Source organism: Glutamicibacter sp. NPDC127525 (genome assembly GCF_042672105.1).
Lineage (GTDB): Bacteria > Actinomycetota > Actinomycetes > Actinomycetales > Micrococcaceae > Glutamicibacter.
Window position 1 is genome coordinate 632,096 of the sequence record NZ_JBHXVN010000001.1, and the last position, 15,799, is coordinate 647,894.

Below are 15,799 nucleotides of genomic sequence, written 5' to 3' on the forward strand. Positions count from 1 at the left end.
TCCCGGCGCTAGCCAACCGCGTGTGCCGGTGCTTCGAAAGTCCTACTCTGGGCGGTGGCCCACGACGGCCGGCAATTCACGATCGGTGAAGCAGGATTCGGTGCCGGTGTGGCAGGCGGCGCCTACCTGGTCGACCTGCACCAGCAGCGCGTCGCCATCGCAATCCAGGGCAACGGACTTCACGAACTGGAAGTGGCCGGAGGTGTCGCCCTTGCGCCAGTACTCCTGGCGGGAACGGGAGTAGAAGGTGACCCGGCCAGTGGTCAACGTGCGGTGCAACGCTTCATCGTCCATCCAGCCGAGCATCAGCACTTTCCCGGAGTCGTACTGCTGCGCGATGGCAGCAAACAGGCCATTGGCATCTCGCTTGAGACGCCGGGCAATAGCCGGGTCGAGGCTGTGGGATTCAGGGCTCGGATTCGAGCCGTCGTTAGAAGTAGACATCACCATTAGCATACTGGTTTTCCGCGGAATCCAGAGACCTGTGACGTACCGCTCGTCGACGCGCCACGCCGTCTTGGCGACACCACTTTCACCTTGCACAATTAGTCACTTGGAGCGTGCTAGTTTCAGAAGTGATGCACTTAGTTCAGGCTTCCAGACTTGCGTTGGCCGAGACCCTGCTTGCGGCAGGACCTACCGCCGACACCCTTTGCGACGGTTGGCAGACCCGCCATCTCGCCGCTCACCTTGTGTTGCGCGAAAGCTCACTGCTTTCTGCCGGCATGTTCTTCAAACCGCTGTCCAAGAAGCTCGAGGCGAAGCAGAACCAAATGGTGATCGCGGCGCAGACTCCCGAAGGCTATGCCGGGTTGGTCCGCAGCTTCCGATCGGGTCCACCCGCTTTCTCGCCCTTCGCCATCGACAAGGTCAACCAGTCGGCGAACCTCTCCGAGTTCTTCATCCACACCGAAGATGTGCGGCGTGCCCGCGGCCAGTGGGCTCCGCGGGTCCTGGACACCGAGTACACCGAACTGCTCTGGCAGTCGCTGACCCGCATGTCTCGCCTGCTGTTCCGCCATGCGCCAATTGGCATCATCCTGACGCGTCCCGATGGCCAGCGTCATGTCGCCAAGAAGGCTCCGAACGCTGTTTCGATTACCGGCCCGGTCACCGAGCTGATGATGTACTCGTTCGGCCGCATCGACCAGAGCCTGGTCTTGTTCGAAGGCGGGGAAACCGCATTGGAAATCGTCAAGGGCTTCAAGCCAGGGCTATAAAGCTCCCTTGGTTATCCGCATTCGTGGGTGTGCCGTCCAAGTTCGCGTCGCACCGGCCTAGGATTTCGAGCAATCGATATCCAACAGGTCTGGAGCTTGGCCATGAACACGCGCAGAGTCCTTGAGCATTACCCCAGTGTCGCTATCGCCATCGTGCCCGCGTTCGTCTTGGTTGCCCTGGTATCAGCACTCTTCGTTTCAGTCGCTCCCGCCGATCCGGCGTCCTCGGCTTCATTGCCGACTGCTTCAAGTACCACGCAGGCACCTCCATCAAGCGAACTGGAGCTTCCGGAGTCGGCAGATATCACGTACGAAAAATCGGATTACGGAGTCCAGGACGCCGCAACGTACTTCTTCGACTTGCTCAATTATGAAATCATCTACCAAGACTCCGCCGATTTCACCCCGATAGTTACCGGAACATGCAAAGCGGAACAGTGCTGGAAGACCTTCCGCGAGCAAGAAGACCTCCGAACAGGTCCGGAATACATGCAAACCGGCGGCTACTACTTCCTGCACACGGACTATATCGTCCGGTTTGACGGTAATTCTGCTTATCTGATGGGCGAGCTGACCTTGTCTGGACGTTCGGGCCTTCATCCCGATCAGGAAAACATCATTGTCGAAGAACAAAATCTGGGTGAAATCACCATGGGACTTGAATACACCGACAACGGATGGAAAGTTTCTGCCATCGCGCTTGAGAGTCTCCCGAGTAAGGCACCGCTCAGCTAATTGAACGTGCCTGATTTCAGGCTAGGCGATTCCATGAGTCCTGAAATCAAACGTCGCCAGTCGCATCGTTTCACTCCAGACCGTCATCAAACGTGGTTACAGGTAATTGGGATTCGGGATTTAGCTGCCCTGAGTTTTCCACAGATTCCTCGAAAACTCTCCACTTTCTTGAAACACGGGCATATGATGGCGCACAACCTGGCATTCCCAATGATCATGGAGAGTTCGAATGGACACTCGGAAAATTGCAGTTGTCGCGTCCGTTGCAGCTGTTGCACTCGCACTATCAGGCTGCAACGCAGGGAACGCTGAAGGGCCAAAGAGCTCACCGTCCGCCGCTATCGAGACGTCACCGAATCCGGTTTCGACAGCAGAGAAACCGTCGCCGGCCGAAAGCCTCAAGTACAAGCCTGCCTCAGCCGATGGACCCGCAGAAAATGTTCCTGTCCCGGAACGGCCAGCACTTGCAGACGAGTACAGCGTGGACGGAGCAGCCGCCTTCACCAAGTACTACTTTGAATTGCTCAATTACACGATCGAGACGAATGACCCCAAGATAATCAAGAACGTAACTAGTCCTGACTGCACTGTTTGTACAGAATCAATTATTGATTCTGCCACCAGAGCAGAAAAAAGCGGAAAATGGCAAGTTGGTGGAAAACACCATCCGAAAATATTAGATTCCCACATTTCAGGCAAAAATCTCGCTGTGGTTACAGTTCAATACACTGCCGACGCTGCCCAATTTTACCTACTTCCGAATGAAATCGATTCTGAATTCTCAAAGCTTGAGGCCACAGAAGCCGGAATCGGATTGGAATTCGACAAGCAGTGGAAAATTTATACAATCATCGGAGTCGAAGAGAGATGAGGTTCAGGACAGGATTATTGACGAGCCTACTGACAATTTCCGTCGGGGTTTTTCCATACTCCTATACGGTTCTATCCCCCGAGAAGTCTTCCTCGGACCAGGACCGAGTCTTATTCGATAATAATAAAATCGAAGAAAGACACAAGGAGACAATATACTCTGACCGTATCCCAAAAATTAACATTAGCGACCGGAACGATCGCGAACATAAAAATGAAAATACTCCAAAGGTACTTCCCAAACAGAAGAAATTTAAGTTCCGCGACTTTGACGCTTGCATACCGGGTCGAGAATCAGTGAATATCTGTGACAGTATTCCAGATCAGACGCGCTGTGATGATGGTACTTTTCCGATTACACGCCAGCTTCTAGATGAAAACGGACGTGTCATTAGACAATATCGTTATTGTCTCGGTGATCCCCCGAAAATCACGATCCCCGAGGAACAGGTCATCCCCGAAATCTCAATCGACATTGAACGATTCAGGTCTTATCCAATCAAAGCGTCTTCCATCAACAGTGAGCCGAAAGAATTTTCTCTACGCAATGGCCACACGCATCTTTGGGCGACCGCGGAAACTCAAGCGTTCAACTCGGATCTTTCTGGATCCGCTGTTCGAATCAAAGCGATACCGATTCAGTGGAACTGGAACTATGGGGATGGGACGACTCGAAATCTAAGTTTCCCTGGCGAACCGATGCCGCACCATACGCTGAGAGATGAAACCCCCACGAGTCACTCGTATGGAGAGACGGGAACTTTCAAGGTCGGGGTGACCACTCTCTACCGCGGAGAATTCAGCGTCGATGGCGGCGCGTGGCAAGCTATACCCGGCCAGGCTGCCGTCGCCAGCGTTCCTATTGAAATTGACGTCTGGCGGACCGAGAAGGAACTGATTGCCAACGATTAGCCGGGTACAGCTAAGGCCCAGCACCATTTGGTGCTGGGCCTTCGGCTTACGTGCCTAGCGAACTGGGTAGCCAGCTTCGCGGATGGCCTGTTTGACCTTGGCGATCATGTCCTTCGGACCGAAGTGGAAAATCGAGGCGGCCAAAACAGCGTCGGCGCCTGCTTCGATTGCTGGAGGGAAGTCCTCAGGCTTTCCTGCACCACCCGATGCGATCAGCGGGACCGAGACCTCGGCGCGAACTGCACGGATCATTTCCAGATCAAAACCATCCTTGGTGCCATCAGCATCGATCGAGTTCAGCAGGATCTCCCCCACGCCTCGTTCAGCCGCTTCCTTGGCCCAAGCTACGGCGCACATGCCCGTGCCGGTCCGACCACCATGAGTAGTAACCTCGTAGCCCGATGCAATCGTCGGATCATCTGTGCGTCGGGCGTCGAGCGACAGCACGAGTACCTGGGAGCCGAAGCGCTGGGTAATCTCGTTGATGACCTCAGGACGGTTCACCGCCGCGGTATTGATCGAGGCCTTGTCGGCGCCGTTGCGCAGCAGGCGATCGACGTCTTCGGCAGCGCGGACGCCTCCGCCTACGGTCAGCGGGATGAAAACTTCTTCTGCGGTATGGCGAACGACCTCATAAGTAGTTTCACGATCCGCGCTGGATGCGGTGACATCCAAGAAGGTCAACTCGTCGGCACCTGCATCATTGTAGCGACGGGCAAGCTCAACGGGATCGCCAGCATCGCGAAGCCCCGCAAAGTTCACGCCCTTCACAACACGTCCGGCGTCAACGTCGAGGCAAGGAATAACACGAATTGCAACGCTCATCAGCGAATTTTCCTTGTCTACTTAGATGCGGCAGGCGTGGATCTGGCTGACCAAGATGGCGCGGGCGCCAACTTCGTACAGCTCGTCCATGATGTTATTGGTCTGCGACTTCTTGACCATGGCGCGCACGGCCACCCAATCGGAGTTTGCAAGGTCCGACACGGTTGGCGATTCCAGGCCAGGGGTCAGCTCGCAAGCCTGGTCGGCAAGCTCGCGGCGGACGTCGTAGTCGAGCATGACGTACTGGCGGGCAACGAGCACACCGTTCAGGCGGCGGATCAGCACGTCCAAGCCGGATGGCTTGTGGCCGACACGGCCGATCATGACTGCTTCGGAGTTCAGCAGCGGATCGCCGAAGATCTCCATGCCAGCGGCCTTGATGGTATTGCCGGTTTCTACAACGTCAGCGATGGCATCGGCCACGCCCAGCCGGACCGAAGACTCGATGGCACCGTCAAGGCGAACGATCGAAGCCTGGATGCCGGACTTTTCGAGGTAGTGCCGCAGTAGCACGTCATAGCTGGTGGCAATGCGCTTGCCATTGAGCTGCTGTGCATCGTTGAAGGCGCCAACCGGGGCAGCGAAGCGGAAAGCCGATTTCCCGATGCCTAGCGAGAGCTGCTCTTCGACAGCGTCGTCGACATCTGCATCAAGGTACAGATCGCGACCGGTGATGCCTACGTCCAGGATTCCCCGGCCGACATAGACTGCGATGTCGCGCGGACGCAGGTAGAAGAATTCAACTTGGTTTTCCTCATCGACCAGGACCAGTTCGCGGGAATCGCGGCGCTGGAGGTAGCCGGCTTCCTTGAACATGGTGGAAGCGATTTCGGATAGGGCACCCTTATTGGGTAGGGCTACGCGGAGCATTATTGACTCATTTCGTCATGAATGGCGCTGCGGCGATTAGCCATAAACAAGCGCCAAGGATTAATTCGTTGGCCGTTGTTTCTGCCGCCGTGCGTTGACTGCGCCCTGATCGGCAGTGGATCAGGCCGCAATCGCGCGACGGCTATAGATGCTTGTAAACGTCGGCCAAGGTCATTCCCTTGGCGATCATGAGGACCTGAAGGTGGTACAGCAGCTGGGAGATCTCCTCCGCCGCGGCCTCATCGGTTTCGTACTCCGCAGCCATCCAAACTTCGGCGGCTTCCTCGACGATCTTCTTGCCGATGCCATGGACACCAGAGTCGAGTTCGGTGACGGTACGTGAGCCTTCCGGGCGGGATTGTGCCTTGAGCGATAGTTCGCTGAAGAGCTCGTCAAAAGTTTTCACGGAACTTATCCTAGCTGTTTTCTCTGCAGGGGCTGTATTCTGGTGGCCCTTTGTGACAGGGCCACCCGAATGCTATGGCAGTGCGGCTACCGTCATGACGGCAGCCGAGTAGGCTTCATAGCCTTTGTCCTCGCTGGAGTTTTCCAAGCCAGCGCGGTCAAGGGCCTGCTCTTCGTTATCGCAGGTGAGCACGCCAAAACCGATTGGTGTTTTGGTGTCCACGCTCACATTGGTTAAGCCATTGGTCGCGGCCAAGCAGACGTAGTCAAAGTGCGGGGTACCGCCACGGATGACCACGCCCAGCGCGATGACCGCGTCGTAGTCGCCGGCAAGGGTGGAGGCAGCGACCGGCAATTCGAAGGTGCCCGGTACACGGACCAGGGTGGTGCTCGATTCCAGACCGGCATCCTTGGCGGCGCGCTCGGCGCCGTCAATCAGTCCGTTCATGATCACCTCGTGCCAGCTCGCGGCCACGATGGCCACCTTGAGCTGTGAGAACTTCTCCTGAACGGCCAGGGCCTTCAGCTGTTCGCTGACATCGGCAGGTGCGCCATGCTTGCTCATCTTGATGCTCCTTCTATTCTTCTGGATTCGTGGGGTTCAGGCGCCGTGGTAGGCGTCGGCCTGCTGGTCATCGTCGGCATCGGGCAGATCCAGGTGGTGGCCGAAGCGCGTCTGCTTGGTGCGCAGGTAGGCCGAGTTCTGCTCACGCGGTGCAATCTGCAGGCCGATCAGCTCTGCTACCTTGATTCCCGCGTCATTCAGCTGTTCCTGCTTGTCCGGGTTGTTGCTCAGCAATCGGATTTCGTCCATGCCCATGGCCTTGAGGATGGCAGCGACGGCGAAGTACTCGCGTGCGTCGGCAGGGAAGCCCAGATGCAGGTTGGCGTCCAGGGTATCCATGCCGCCTTCCTGCAGGGCGTAGGCGCGCAGCTTGTTGGCCAGGCCGATGCCGCGGCCTTCGTGCCCGCGGATGTAGATGACGTGACCGCCTTCGCGGGCGATGGTTTCCATCGAAGCATGCAGCTGTTCGCCGCAGTCGCACCGGTAGGAACCGAAAATGTCCCCGGTGAGGCACTCCGAATGGATGCGCACCAGGTTGCCGGGCTTAGCGCCGTCGGGGCCGGCGTGGCTGAGCACGACGTGCTCGTGGCCTTCTGCGGTAGCAGCGCGGGCGGTGAAGTCCCCGAAGGCGGTGGGCAGCTTGATCGGATCGGTCAGCTCGATCTCGTCGTTGACACGGCGCCAGCGGGCCAGGTCGTCGATGGAGATCAGCGGCAAGTTGTGTTCAGCTGCGAAGACGCGCAGGTCATCCAGGCGCATCATTTCACCGTCGTCCTTGGTGATTTCGCCGATCACCCCAACCGGTTCCAAGCCGGCGGCCTGGCACAGGTCGACCGCCGCTTCGGTGTGCCCGCGACGTTCCAGCACTCCCCCGGCCGCAGCTCGCAGCGGGAAGATATGGCCCGGGCGGGAGAGCTGGGCCGGTTCGGTGGCCGGGTCGGCCAGCAGTCGGCTGGTCAGCGCACGATCGGCAGCGGAAATACCGGTGGTGATCCCTTCGGCGGCGTCGCAGGTGACGGTGAAGGCAGTGCCCTTGGCATCCTGGTTGATGCCGACCATCGGGGCCAGGCGCAGCGCGTCGGCCCGCTTGGCGCCCAAGGGCACGCAAATCACCCCTGAGGTGTAGCGGATGGTGAAGGCCATCAGCTCGGCCGTAGCGTGCTGGGCGGCGAAGATGATGTCGCCCTCGTTTTCCCGGTCCTCGTCGTCGACGACCACTACGGCTCGGCCGGCGGCCAGGGCTGCCAGCGCGGTAGGGATGGAATCCAAAGTCGAGGTGCCCATTACTGCTGGCCACCGAATTCATTCAGGCGTGCCACGTACTTGGCGAGCACGTCGACCTCGATATTGATCTTCTCGCCCACTTGGCGGGTGCCCATGGTGGTCTCGGCGAGGGTGATCGGAATGATGCCGACCTCGACCCAGTGCCCACCGGAATTCGTTGCCGGGGAGACTGCGGTAATGGTCAGCGAGATGCCGTCCAGCGCAATGGAACCCTTTTCCGCGGTCAGCGGCGCGTAAGCAGCGTCGATTCCAATGCGGAAGGTGGTCCACTGGCCGTGGTCTTCGCGGGCCAGCACCTCGCCGACGGAGTCTACGTGGCCCTGCACCACATGCCCATCGAGCCGGCCTCCGGCGGGGGTGCAGCGTTCGAGGTTGACCTGGTCGCCGGTTTTCAAGGCGCCGATGGTGGTGCGGCGCAGGGTTTCGCCCATGACGTCGACGCTGAGCGTGTCGCCTTCCAGCTCGGTGGCGGTCAGGCAGACCCCGTTGACGGCAAGAGAACCGCCAAGGCCCAGGTTTTCGGTGTGGCCCGGGGCACGCAGGGTCAGTACTGCCAGATCCTTGCCGCTGAAGGTCTCGATGCCTTCTATGACTCCCTGGCCGGTGACAATTCCGGTGAACATGATTACTCCTTGAAAAGTTTGGGGTTGCTGGCGCTTAGGCGCGGGGCAACGGTTCTAGATGCAGGGCAATATCATCGCCCAGCCGGGTCAACGATTCGTTGCTGGCCGAATCCAGCCGGAAACGCTGCGCGTCACTGAGTGTGGTGGTGCTTGGCATGTTGACCGATGAGCTGCCTGCGCCGATCAGCACTGGTGCTTGGTAGCAGTAGATTTCGTCGGCCAGATCTGCTGCGATGAAGGCCGAGGCGACCGTGGCGCCACCTTCAATCAGCAGGTGGGCCAGGCCCAACTCGTTAGCCCGGGCGATGGCCTCTTGCACGTCGTGGCTGCGGATCTGCGACCAATCGCTTCCCTGGGCGAGTGCCAGATCTGCTGGCAAATCGCGTTCGCCCATGACCAGGCGGAAGGGCTGGCGTTCATGCAGCTGCCCCTCGGGAGTGCGGGCGGTCAGCCGCGGATTGTCGATGATCGCCGTGTTCGTGCCGACCAGGATGCCATCCACGCGGGAGCGCAGGGTGTGCGCGTGGTTGCGCGAGGCCTCGGAGGTGATCCATTGGCTCGTGCCATCCGGTGCGTTGATCCGGCCGTCGAGCGACTGGGCAATTTTTACCGTGATGAACGGTCGGACTTCGGCCTTGGCGATGAACCAGCGGTGGTTCAGCTGCTTCGCCGCGGAGAAATCCTCCAGCTGGGTGGCTTGGGTTCCGTGGCTGCGCAGGTAGTCGGCACCTCCGCTGGCGGCGGTGTTATCCGAGACTGCGTAGTACACCTGCCCGATGCCGGCTTCCACGATGGCTCGGGCACAGGGACCTGTGCGACCGGTGTGGTTGCACGGTTCGAGGGTCACTACCATCGTTAGTTCGCGGGCCTTGGCAGGAGGCATCTTGCCCAGGCGGCGCAGTGCGTCGACCTCGGCGTGCGGATGCCCCGCCCCGATATGAAAACCGGTGGCGATGATATTTCCCTCGGCATCCAGGACGCAGGCGCCGACCAGCGGGTTGGCCCCGCGGTGGCCGCGTCCGGCGGTTTCCAGCGCGGTGCGCAATGCGGCGTCGAGCTGCTGGGTCGTAATCATGGTGTTGCTCCCCTTTCAGCGTTGGCGCGAGATGGTTGGATCGAGCATTTCGGTTTCAATCTGGGGTTTCGCGTCGCGCTTGGACTTGGCCCAGACGAAGAAGCCGACCAGGGTGAATGCCCCGTAGAACAGGTACATGAACGCGCTGGCGTAGTAGCCGGCGGAGAACAGCAGCGGCACGCCTACGGCGTCGACGGCGACCCAGATCAGCCAGAATTCGACCCAGCCCTTGGCCATGCCGTACGTGGCGAGCATCGAGCCAACGAAGGTCCATGCATCAGCCCAGACAGGTTCATAGGAGCCGAGGAGGCGGAAGATCGGTGTCACTGCGAGAGTGCCGAGGATCAGCACGGCGATCAGGCCCAGGCGAGCCTTGTTGGAAGCCCATTCAGGGGTGACGGCGCTACCGGTGCCGTTCTTGGCCTGCTTCCAGCGGTACCAGCCGAAGACCGAGACGGCGATGAACATGATCTGCCGGCCGGCTTGGCCCCAGAGGTTGGCAGTGTATCCGGTATCGAAAATGCTGCCCAGGAACACCGTCAGCAGCAACAGGTTGCCGACGATTCCGATAGGCCAGGCCCAGACTTTGCGGCGCATGCCGCCCACGGCGCTGGCCAGGCCGAAGATATTGCCTACGACTTCGCGCACCAAAAGTGCCGACGAGCCGATCGCAATTTGTGAGTTGAAAGCTTCAATGAGCCACCGCAGGAAATCCATCATTCCACCCTTCTCGAAGCGGCGGCTCCGGGGGTGTGCATTTGATGGGCCTGTGGCTCTGCTTTAGGAGATAGACCCGGTGCGGGCTATCGGCAGTACCAGTAGGCATATCAAATTCGTGCTTCTCCCATCCAGACTTTAACTGTCGGTACCGGAATTTCACCAGTTCAACCGTTCCCTCAGCTTGTGGCTTTGGTTGCGGGTCGCGGACTATCACCGCCGGTTCGGACTTTCACCGACCCCGGAGCACGTATTCGTGTTTACTGGGTTTATTCTGACACACTTTGTGCGCCGCTAGTGACCGCCCAGCGCAAGATTGCGTAATACATCGATTTCCACCGATGGCTCCTGGGCCGAGTACACCGCGGAACCGGCGACGAAGACATCCGCACCGGCGTCGGCGGCGCGCAGGATCGTGTCGCGCGAAATGCCGCCGTCAACCTGCAGCGCAATCGGCTTGCCGCTGCCGTCAATGGCAGCCCGGGCACGCTTGATCTTGGGAAGGACCAGATCCAGGAACTTCTGGCCGCCGAAACCTGGTTCCACGGTCATCAGCAGAACCATGTCCAGCTCGCCGAGCATGTCCAGGTAGGGTTCGATCGGCGTGGCCGGGCGCAAGGCCATGGCGGCCCTGGACCCGGCGGAACGCAATTCACGAGCCAAGCGGACAGGAGCTGCCGAAGCCTCGGCGTGGAAAGTTACCGAATCCACGCCGAGCTGCGCGTATTCCGGGGCCCAGCGATCCGCGTTCTCAATCATCAGGTGCACATCGATCGGCAGCTTGCTGACCTTGTGCAGCGCATCGACCACGGGCAAGCCCAAGGTCAGATTGGGAACGAAATGGTTGTCCATGACATCCACGTGGACCGCGTCAGCAGTGTGGATGCGTTCCAGCTCGCTAGCGAGGTTCGCAAAATCAGCGGACAGGATCGACGGGTTGATCCGCGCATTACGCATGGATGCTCCTTGGAATACTCGGGCTTGGCTAGGCTTTTTTGGTCAGGATTGCCATGAACATGGCGTCGGTGCCGTGCACGTGCGGCCACAGCTGCACGGTGCTCCCATCGCCCAGTGCATGGCCTGCCGATGGCGCGTCCTGATACATCACCGAGGAAACCGCGGCGCTGGTATCCAGCAGTGCCGCGTTTTCGTGGTGCTTCAAGAAGTCTTCCACAACCAGGCGGGTTTCGGCCTGATGCGGCGAACAGGTGACGAAGCCGATGACGCCGCCGACGCGGACCGCGTTGAAGGCTGCAGCGAGCAGCTCGCCTTGCAACTTGGTCAGTTCCGGAATGTCGCGCGGGGCTTTGCGCCAACGCGATTCCGGGCGGCGGCGCAATGCGCCCAAGCCGGAGCAAGGGGCATCGACCATGATGCGGTCGTAGTCCCCTGCATAGTCCAGACCGCCGAAGCTGCGTCCGTCGTCACCGGTGACCATCCAGTAGTCATGCGGCACCGCAGCCAACGAGTTCTCGACCAGGCGAGCGCGGTGCGGTGTTGGCTCGTTGGCAGTCAGGCGGGCGTCGCGCTGCACGGCGATCGCTGCGAGCAGCGCCGCCTTTCCGCCTGGACCTGCGCAAAGATCCAGCCAGTAGCGGTCCTCGCCGGCTTCGGGCAATTCGATAGTAGCCAGGGCGCGGGCCATGACCTGGCTGCCGGCATCCTGGACACGCACCGTGCCTTCCTTGACCCCTGGCACACGCGAGACGTCGCCGTGCTTGTAGGTGGCCGAATCAGCCAGCAAGGTGCCCGGTTCCGCCCCGGATTCCAGGGCGCCGGACAGATCGCCCAACCCCGGCAGGGACACCAGGTTCACCAGCGGCGCCAGGTTATCCGCTTCCAGCAGGGCTTCGAGTTCGCTGGCGTCGCGGCCATGGGAAATCAGCGCGCCACGCAAGGCACGGACAATCCAATCCGGGTGCGAGTGCTCGATGGCCAGCCGCTCGGACTCCGAAGCGGCAGCATTGCCCAGCAGCTCAGTCCATTCATCGGCTTCCTTGGCCGAAACGCGCCGCAGTACGGCGTTGATCAGGCCGGACGGACCGGCACCGATCTGCGCACGAGCCAGCGACACGGTTTCATCCAGGGCGGCATGCTTGGGCACACGCATGGCCAGCAGCTGGTGGGCGCCCAGGCGCAGCGCATCGAGGATGGCCGGATCCAGCTCGGCCAGCGGACGGTCAACCAGGGTGGTCAGGATCGCGTCGTAGAACCCCTGGCCGCGCAGTGCCCCGTAGGCCAGTTCGGTGGCGAAGCCCGCGTCGCGGCGGTCAAGCTGGTATTCGCGGATCATCTTCGGCAGCACCAGGTTGGCGTAGGCATCCGCGCCGGATACCTCACGCAGGGTCTTGAAAGCTACCAGGCGTGCCGGGTCGGCCGCGCGCTTTCGCTGGCCGGGTGCGGATGCCGAATACTTGCGCGGGCCGGCCTGGCCGCGGTTGCGGGTACGGCCCTGCTCATTGCGGCGATCATTGTCGCGGTATCCGCCGCGTGGTTCCTGTCCGCTCATGCGAAGCTCACTTTCGTTCCCTGGGTGAGCACTCCACGTGCCCAGTCGCTGGCGTTCATCATTTTCTTGCCCGGAGGCTGGATTTCGGTGGGCTGCAGGGCCCAGGTGGCGGTGCCGATGTATACCTTCGGCTGCTTGCCTGGCTCGATGCGCACTTCGCCTGGCGCAAGGTCGGTGATCTCGCGGTGCTCACGCAGTGGACCGAATTTGAAGCGCTTGTCTTCGGCCTTGACCCAGGCGCCCGGGGACGGGGTCGTTCCGTGGGCGCGTCGACGGATTTCCGTGGCGGTCCGGGTGAAGTCCAGCTCCGCATCCACGTCGGTAATCTTCGGTGCGTAGGTGTGCGATCCGGACTGCGGAATGGCAATGGCCTGCCCGGAATCCAATGCTTGCAAGGTCTGCACCAGCAGGTTCGAGCCGGACCGGCTGAGCCGTTCGAGCATGATGCCTGCGGTGTCCAGTTCACCAATTCTCTCGGTGACCTGTCCGAATACCGGACCTGTGTCCAGTCCGGTTTCCAGCTGGAAGGTGACTGCACCGGTGATGTCGTCGCCGTTGATAATGGAATGCTGCACCGGAGCGGCACCCCGCCAGTGCGGCAGCAAGGAGAAGTGCAGGTTGATCCAGCCATAGGTTGGAACTGCCAATGCCGCCTCCGGCACTAGCCCTCCATAGGCGACGATGGCCGCGGCTTCAAGGTCCAAGGCCGCAAGTTCGGCGGTAGTTTCTTCGGTGATCTTGGCAGCCTTGATGATCGGCAGGCCAAGTTCTGCGGCGCGAGCGGCAACCGGCGATGGGGTCAGCACGCGTTTGCGTCCCAACGGGGCATCGGGACGGGTGAGCACTGCGGCAATTTCAAAACCGGCCTCGTGCAGGTAATCCAGGGAAGTGACGGCGACCTGTGGTGTGCCGGCGAATAAAATACGCATGAGTTAGAACCCCAATCCTGCGCCAAAGCTGGAGCCCAGGGCTCCGGAACGTTTCTTTACGGTGGCGTTAGCGGTCTGCGAGTAGTTGTTGGCCCGCAAGGTGCGCCACGCCGCTTTCTTTTCTTCTGGTGCCAGCCGGTCCAGGAACAAGATGCCGTCCAGGTGATCGGTTTCGTGCTGGAAGCAGCGGGCGAGCATGTCGGCGCCTTCGAGTTCTACCGGGTTGCCGAACTTATCGAAGCCGGTGGCCCTGGCATAGCGCCGGCGCCGAACTGGTGCTGCAATGCCCGGGATGGACAGGCAGCCCTCCACCTGGTCTTCCTGATAATCCTCGCTGAGCTCCAGCACCGGATTCACGATATGTCCGCGTTTTTCGCCAATTTGGTAGGTGAAGACGCGCAGGGAAACACCGACCTGCGGTGCGGCAAGTCCTGCACCGGTGACGTTTTCCATCGTCTGGTCCATGTCTTCGACGAGCTTCTGGAGCTCCGGGCCAAAGTCGGTCACCTCCTGCGCTGGGGTGCGTAGAACGGGGTCTCCGATGATCCGAATTCCCAAAATCGCCATAATCCGCTGGTACCTTCCCTGCCGTGGACATTGGTATTAGGTTTCGCAATGCCGAAAGCTAACCGTTCCAGTCTACGCGGTGGGCGTGCGACTTTATTGAGCTGGCGGCGTGATTTCGGCCAGTGAGGCACGCGACTGCGCGATCCTGAATGAGGCTTCCCAATTCCGGCGCAAGGCATAGAACTTGGACCAGTAGTCGGGCAAAGCTGGAGGCGGGGCCATGAAGGTGCGCGCCCCGGTCTCGCCCAGGGCTACGGCGAGCAGCATGGCATCGGTCCCGTGCTCCCACTCTTCCCACGTGCCTTGTTCGGCATCGACGACTTGCTCTTCGGCTTTGCATGCGGCCGCGAGCTGCATGATCACCTTGTCGTCAGGACGCTTGACGAAGCCGTCGCGGTCGGTGTTTTTGGTCTTGTAGTCAACGAGACAGGTTCGACCGCCGATCTTGGCGACCAGGTCGATGGTGCCGGCGTAGCCGACGCTGTGATTCCAAACCGTCACCTCGGCGGCAAGGGGCCGGACATCGTAGTCTTCCCACCATTGGTCGAAGTGGCGTGCGAAGCCCAGCTCCTTATTCGCTTCGAGCGCGGCTTGGGCTGAGCCTAGGTCATGTTCCAGATCCAGCGCTTGCAGGGCGCGCTGCTCCGCGTAGTTATGCACCCGGTCCCCGCGCATGGCCGCGGAATCCCGATAAGCTTCGGCCGCACCGGCTGCATCTCGCACGAGTGAGCGCAATTGGCGCGGGTCCCCCACCGCTTGCACCAGCCGATGATCATCGGAAAGCGACTTGGCCGCCATGTACCCGGCCCAGCCGGAGAGGTCGAACTTGTCCATGCCAATGACTGTGGTGATGGATGGGACAATCGCTTCCCCGCCGACTTTTCGGCTGTACATGCGGCCCAGGTCTGTTTGAATAGCCAGTTTTGGTGACGTCATGCACACGATCATGGCATGCGCTCGGCTTGCTTCGCTCCTAGTCGAGACGGAAAAATCAATTTTCCGCGTAGTTCCGCGGTTTTTAGGCCATGTGAACCAGATCTCAGCGTCTCGATTTGTGGGGATGCGAAAACTCGTATAGAGTTTTTACTCGTTGGAGCGAACGGAAACGTTCACAAAACAACACATTTTGCGGACATAGCTCAGCTGGTAGAGCGCAACCTTGCCAAGGTTGAGGTCGCGAGTTCGAACCTCGTTGTCCGCTCGCAAAAAGATTCACCGACTAGGTAAAACTAGTCACTCTGACTTCGGTCAGTATGGTGGGGTGGCCGAGAGGCGAGGCAGCGGCCTGCAAAGCCGTATACGCGGGTTCGAATCCCGTCCCCACCTCGCAATGAAGATTGCTTGATCTTTTTTGCGCGATTGGCGCAGCGGTAGCGCGCTTCCCTGACACGGAAGAGGTCACTGGTTCGATCCCAGTATCGCGCACGGAATCATGGTTCACCAGACCATGGATCTAATAACTAAATATATGCGGTCATAGCTCAGCTGGTAGAGCGCAACCTTGCCAAGGTTGAGGTCGCGAGTTCGAACCTCGTTGACCGCTCTGTGAATTCATAAGGCAATTTTGAATTCTGTCGAGATTCCTTGCGAATCTTCGGCGCGATTGGCGCAGCGGTAGCGCGCTTCCCTGACACGGAAGAGGTCACTGGTTCGATCCCAGTATCGCGCACGGAATCATGGTTCACCAGACCAT

The 15,799-nt window shown here is 60.0% G+C and carries 18 protein-coding genes, 5 tRNA genes and 1 riboswitch; of the genes, 9 read left to right on the forward strand and 14 right to left on the reverse strand.

Going from position 1 to position 15,799, the window contains the following annotated elements:
• Positions 1-42: 42 nt before the first annotated feature.
• A complete protein-coding gene (gene hisI, locus ACFVHU_RS02910; RefSeq protein ID WP_105656852.1) occupies positions 43-444 on the reverse strand; it encodes a phosphoribosyl-AMP cyclohydrolase in 402 nt (133 codons plus the stop codon).
• 134 nt (positions 445-578) lie between these two features.
• Here hisI and ACFVHU_RS02915 point away from each other — a divergent pair, with 134 nt between their 5' ends.
• From ACFVHU_RS02915 to ACFVHU_RS02930, 4 genes are all read left to right on the forward strand, one after another.
• Positions 579-1,220: a TIGR03085 family metal-binding protein gene (locus ACFVHU_RS02915; protein ID WP_286134102.1), complete on the forward strand. Its 642-nt coding sequence runs from the start codon at positions 579-581 to the stop codon at positions 1,218-1,220.
• Positions 1,221-1,322: 102 nt separating this feature from the next.
• On the forward strand, positions 1,323-1,955 hold the full coding sequence (locus tag ACFVHU_RS02920) for a hypothetical protein (protein ID WP_388022361.1): 633 nt from the start codon (positions 1,323-1,325) through the stop codon (positions 1,953-1,955).
• A gap of 229 nt (positions 1,956-2,184) precedes the next feature.
• Positions 2,185-2,826 (forward strand): DUF6318 family protein, encoded by a 642-nt coding sequence (locus ACFVHU_RS02925; RefSeq protein WP_388022363.1) that lies wholly within the window; start codon positions 2,185-2,187, stop codon positions 2,824-2,826.
• 17 nt (positions 2,827-2,843) lie between these two features.
• Positions 2,844-3,737 carry a hypothetical protein gene (locus tag ACFVHU_RS02930; RefSeq protein WP_388022366.1) on the forward strand — a complete coding sequence of 298 codons (894 nt, stop codon included), beginning with the start codon at positions 2,844-2,846 and terminating at the stop codon, positions 3,735-3,737.
• A gap of 54 nt (positions 3,738-3,791) precedes the next feature.
• Here ACFVHU_RS02930 and hisF read toward each other — a convergent pair whose 3' ends face one another.
• The 13 genes from hisF to ACFVHU_RS02995 form a co-directional block, all read right to left on the reverse strand.
• Positions 3,792-4,562, reverse strand: coding sequence for an imidazole glycerol phosphate synthase subunit HisF (gene hisF, locus ACFVHU_RS02935; protein ID WP_105656715.1), 771 nt, complete (start codon positions 4,560-4,562; stop codon positions 3,792-3,794).
• A 21-nt stretch (positions 4,563-4,583) separates the two neighbouring features.
• The gene (gene hisG, locus ACFVHU_RS02940; RefSeq protein ID WP_105656716.1) at positions 4,584-5,432 is read right to left on the reverse strand and encodes an ATP phosphoribosyltransferase; all 849 of its coding nucleotides are present in this window, start codon (positions 5,430-5,432) and stop codon (positions 4,584-4,586) included.
• A 142-nt stretch (positions 5,433-5,574) separates the two neighbouring features.
• Entirely contained in the window at positions 5,575-5,838 is a 264-nt protein-coding gene (locus tag ACFVHU_RS02945; RefSeq protein ID WP_038991810.1) for a phosphoribosyl-ATP diphosphatase, read from the reverse strand.
• Between the two features lie 72 nt (positions 5,839-5,910).
• Positions 5,911-6,402, reverse strand: a complete 492-nt coding sequence (gene ribH, locus ACFVHU_RS02950; protein WP_332594955.1) for a 6,7-dimethyl-8-ribityllumazine synthase — start codon at positions 6,400-6,402, stop codon at positions 5,911-5,913.
• A 36-nt stretch (positions 6,403-6,438) separates the two neighbouring features.
• On the reverse strand, positions 6,439-7,686 hold the full coding sequence (gene ribB, locus ACFVHU_RS02955; protein WP_105656718.1) for a 3,4-dihydroxy-2-butanone-4-phosphate synthase: 1,248 nt from the start codon (positions 7,684-7,686) through the stop codon (positions 6,439-6,441).
• The gene (locus ACFVHU_RS02960) at positions 7,686-8,309 is read right to left on the reverse strand and encodes a riboflavin synthase (RefSeq protein WP_105661461.1); all 624 of its coding nucleotides are present in this window, start codon (positions 8,307-8,309) and stop codon (positions 7,686-7,688) included. Before ACFVHU_RS02960 ends, ribB begins: the two co-directional genes overlap by 1 nt.
• Before the next feature lie 34 nt (positions 8,310-8,343).
• Entirely contained in the window at positions 8,344-9,384 is a 1,041-nt protein-coding gene (gene ribD / locus ACFVHU_RS02965) for a bifunctional diaminohydroxyphosphoribosylaminopyrimidine deaminase/5-amino-6-(5-phosphoribosylamino)uracil reductase RibD (protein WP_105661462.1), read from the reverse strand.
• A gap of 15 nt (positions 9,385-9,399) precedes the next feature.
• Positions 9,400-10,101, reverse strand: coding sequence for a nicotinamide riboside transporter PnuC (pnuC, locus tag ACFVHU_RS02970; RefSeq protein ID WP_105661574.1), 702 nt, complete (start codon positions 10,099-10,101; stop codon positions 9,400-9,402).
• Positions 10,102-10,216: 115 nt separating this feature from the next.
• A riboswitch (FMN riboswitch) is annotated at positions 10,217-10,354 on the reverse strand.
• A gap of 41 nt (positions 10,355-10,395) precedes the next feature.
• Positions 10,396-11,058 (reverse strand): ribulose-phosphate 3-epimerase, encoded by a 663-nt coding sequence (gene rpe / locus ACFVHU_RS02975; protein WP_388022372.1) that lies wholly within the window; start codon positions 11,056-11,058, stop codon positions 10,396-10,398.
• A gap of 28 nt (positions 11,059-11,086) precedes the next feature.
• Positions 11,087-12,610, reverse strand: a complete 1,524-nt coding sequence (locus ACFVHU_RS02980; RefSeq protein ID WP_133834245.1) for an RsmB/NOP family class I SAM-dependent RNA methyltransferase — start codon at positions 12,608-12,610, stop codon at positions 11,087-11,089.
• Complete coding sequence (fmt, locus tag ACFVHU_RS02985) at positions 12,607-13,539, reverse strand: methionyl-tRNA formyltransferase (protein ID WP_133834246.1); 933 nt, start codon at positions 13,537-13,539, stop codon at positions 12,607-12,609. The genes ACFVHU_RS02980 and fmt overlap by 4 nt, the downstream gene beginning before the upstream one ends.
• Positions 13,540-13,542: 3 nt before the next feature.
• Complete coding sequence (def, locus tag ACFVHU_RS02990; RefSeq protein WP_332486710.1) at positions 13,543-14,106, reverse strand: peptide deformylase; 564 nt, start codon at positions 14,104-14,106, stop codon at positions 13,543-13,545.
• Positions 14,107-14,199: 93 nt separating this feature from the next.
• The gene (locus ACFVHU_RS02995; RefSeq protein WP_388022375.1) at positions 14,200-15,042 is read right to left on the reverse strand and encodes a PD-(D/E)XK nuclease family protein; all 843 of its coding nucleotides are present in this window, start codon (positions 15,040-15,042) and stop codon (positions 14,200-14,202) included.
• Positions 15,043-15,234: 192 nt separating this feature from the next.
• On the opposite strand from ACFVHU_RS02995, the gene ACFVHU_RS03000 reads away from it, so the two are divergent.
• From ACFVHU_RS03000 to ACFVHU_RS03020, 5 genes are all read left to right on the forward strand, one after another.
• Positions 15,235-15,307: transfer RNA gene (locus tag ACFVHU_RS03000), tRNA-Gly, on the forward strand.
• A 54-nt stretch (positions 15,308-15,361) separates the two neighbouring features.
• Positions 15,362-15,432, forward strand: a tRNA-Cys gene (locus tag ACFVHU_RS03005).
• Between the two features lie 27 nt (positions 15,433-15,459).
• Positions 15,460-15,531 (forward strand) — tRNA-Val (locus ACFVHU_RS03010).
• Between the two features lie 45 nt (positions 15,532-15,576).
• A tRNA-Gly gene (locus tag ACFVHU_RS03015) sits at positions 15,577-15,649 on the forward strand.
• Between the two features lie 54 nt (positions 15,650-15,703).
• Positions 15,704-15,775 (forward strand) — tRNA-Val (locus ACFVHU_RS03020).
• The last annotated feature ends 24 nt before the right edge of the window (positions 15,776-15,799 follow it).

Bases quoted from the DNA above. Each gene is read 5' to 3' on its own strand.
- rpe (WP_388022372.1), bottom strand. From the start codon at position 11,058: ATGCGTAATGCGCGGATCAACCCGTCGATCCTGTCCGCTGATTTTGCG.
- ACFVHU_RS02925 (WP_388022363.1), top strand. From the start codon at position 2,185: ATGGACACTCGGAAAATTGCAGTTGTCGCGTCCGTTGCAGCTGTTGCA.
- ribB (WP_105656718.1), bottom strand. From the start codon at position 7,686: ATGGGCACCTCGACTTTGGATTCCATCCCTACCGCGCTGGCAGCCCTG.
- ribD (WP_105661462.1), bottom strand. From the start codon at position 9,384: ATGATTACGACCCAGCAGCTCGACGCCGCATTGCGCACCGCGCTGGAA.
- ACFVHU_RS02915 (WP_286134102.1), top strand. From the start codon at position 579: ATGCACTTAGTTCAGGCTTCCAGACTTGCGTTGGCCGAGACCCTGCTT.
- hisG (WP_105656716.1), bottom strand. From the start codon at position 5,432: ATGCTCCGCGTAGCCCTACCCAATAAGGGTGCCCTATCCGAAATCGCT.
- ACFVHU_RS02980 (WP_133834245.1), bottom strand. From the start codon at position 12,610: ATGAGCGGACAGGAACCACGCGGCGGATACCGCGACAATGATCGCCGC.
- ACFVHU_RS02960 (WP_105661461.1), bottom strand. From the start codon at position 8,309: ATGTTCACCGGAATTGTCACCGGCCAGGGAGTCATAGAAGGCATCGAG.
- ACFVHU_RS02920 (WP_388022361.1), top strand. From the start codon at position 1,323: ATGAACACGCGCAGAGTCCTTGAGCATTACCCCAGTGTCGCTATCGCC.
- hisF (WP_105656715.1), bottom strand. From the start codon at position 4,562: ATGAGCGTTGCAATTCGTGTTATTCCTTGCCTCGACGTTGACGCCGGA.
- pnuC (WP_105661574.1), bottom strand. From the start codon at position 10,101: ATGGATTTCCTGCGGTGGCTCATTGAAGCTTTCAACTCACAAATTGCG.
- ACFVHU_RS02995 (WP_388022375.1), bottom strand. From the start codon at position 15,042: ATGACGTCACCAAAACTGGCTATTCAAACAGACCTGGGCCGCATGTAC.
- ribH (WP_332594955.1), bottom strand. From the start codon at position 6,402: ATGAGCAAGCATGGCGCACCTGCCGATGTCAGCGAACAGCTGAAGGCC.
- hisI (WP_105656852.1), bottom strand. From the start codon at position 444: ATGTCTACTTCTAACGACGGCTCGAATCCGAGCCCTGAATCCCACAGC.
- fmt (WP_133834246.1), bottom strand. From the start codon at position 13,539: ATGCGTATTTTATTCGCCGGCACACCACAGGTCGCCGTCACTTCCCTG.
- def (WP_332486710.1), bottom strand. From the start codon at position 14,106: ATGGCGATTTTGGGAATTCGGATCATCGGAGACCCCGTTCTACGCACC.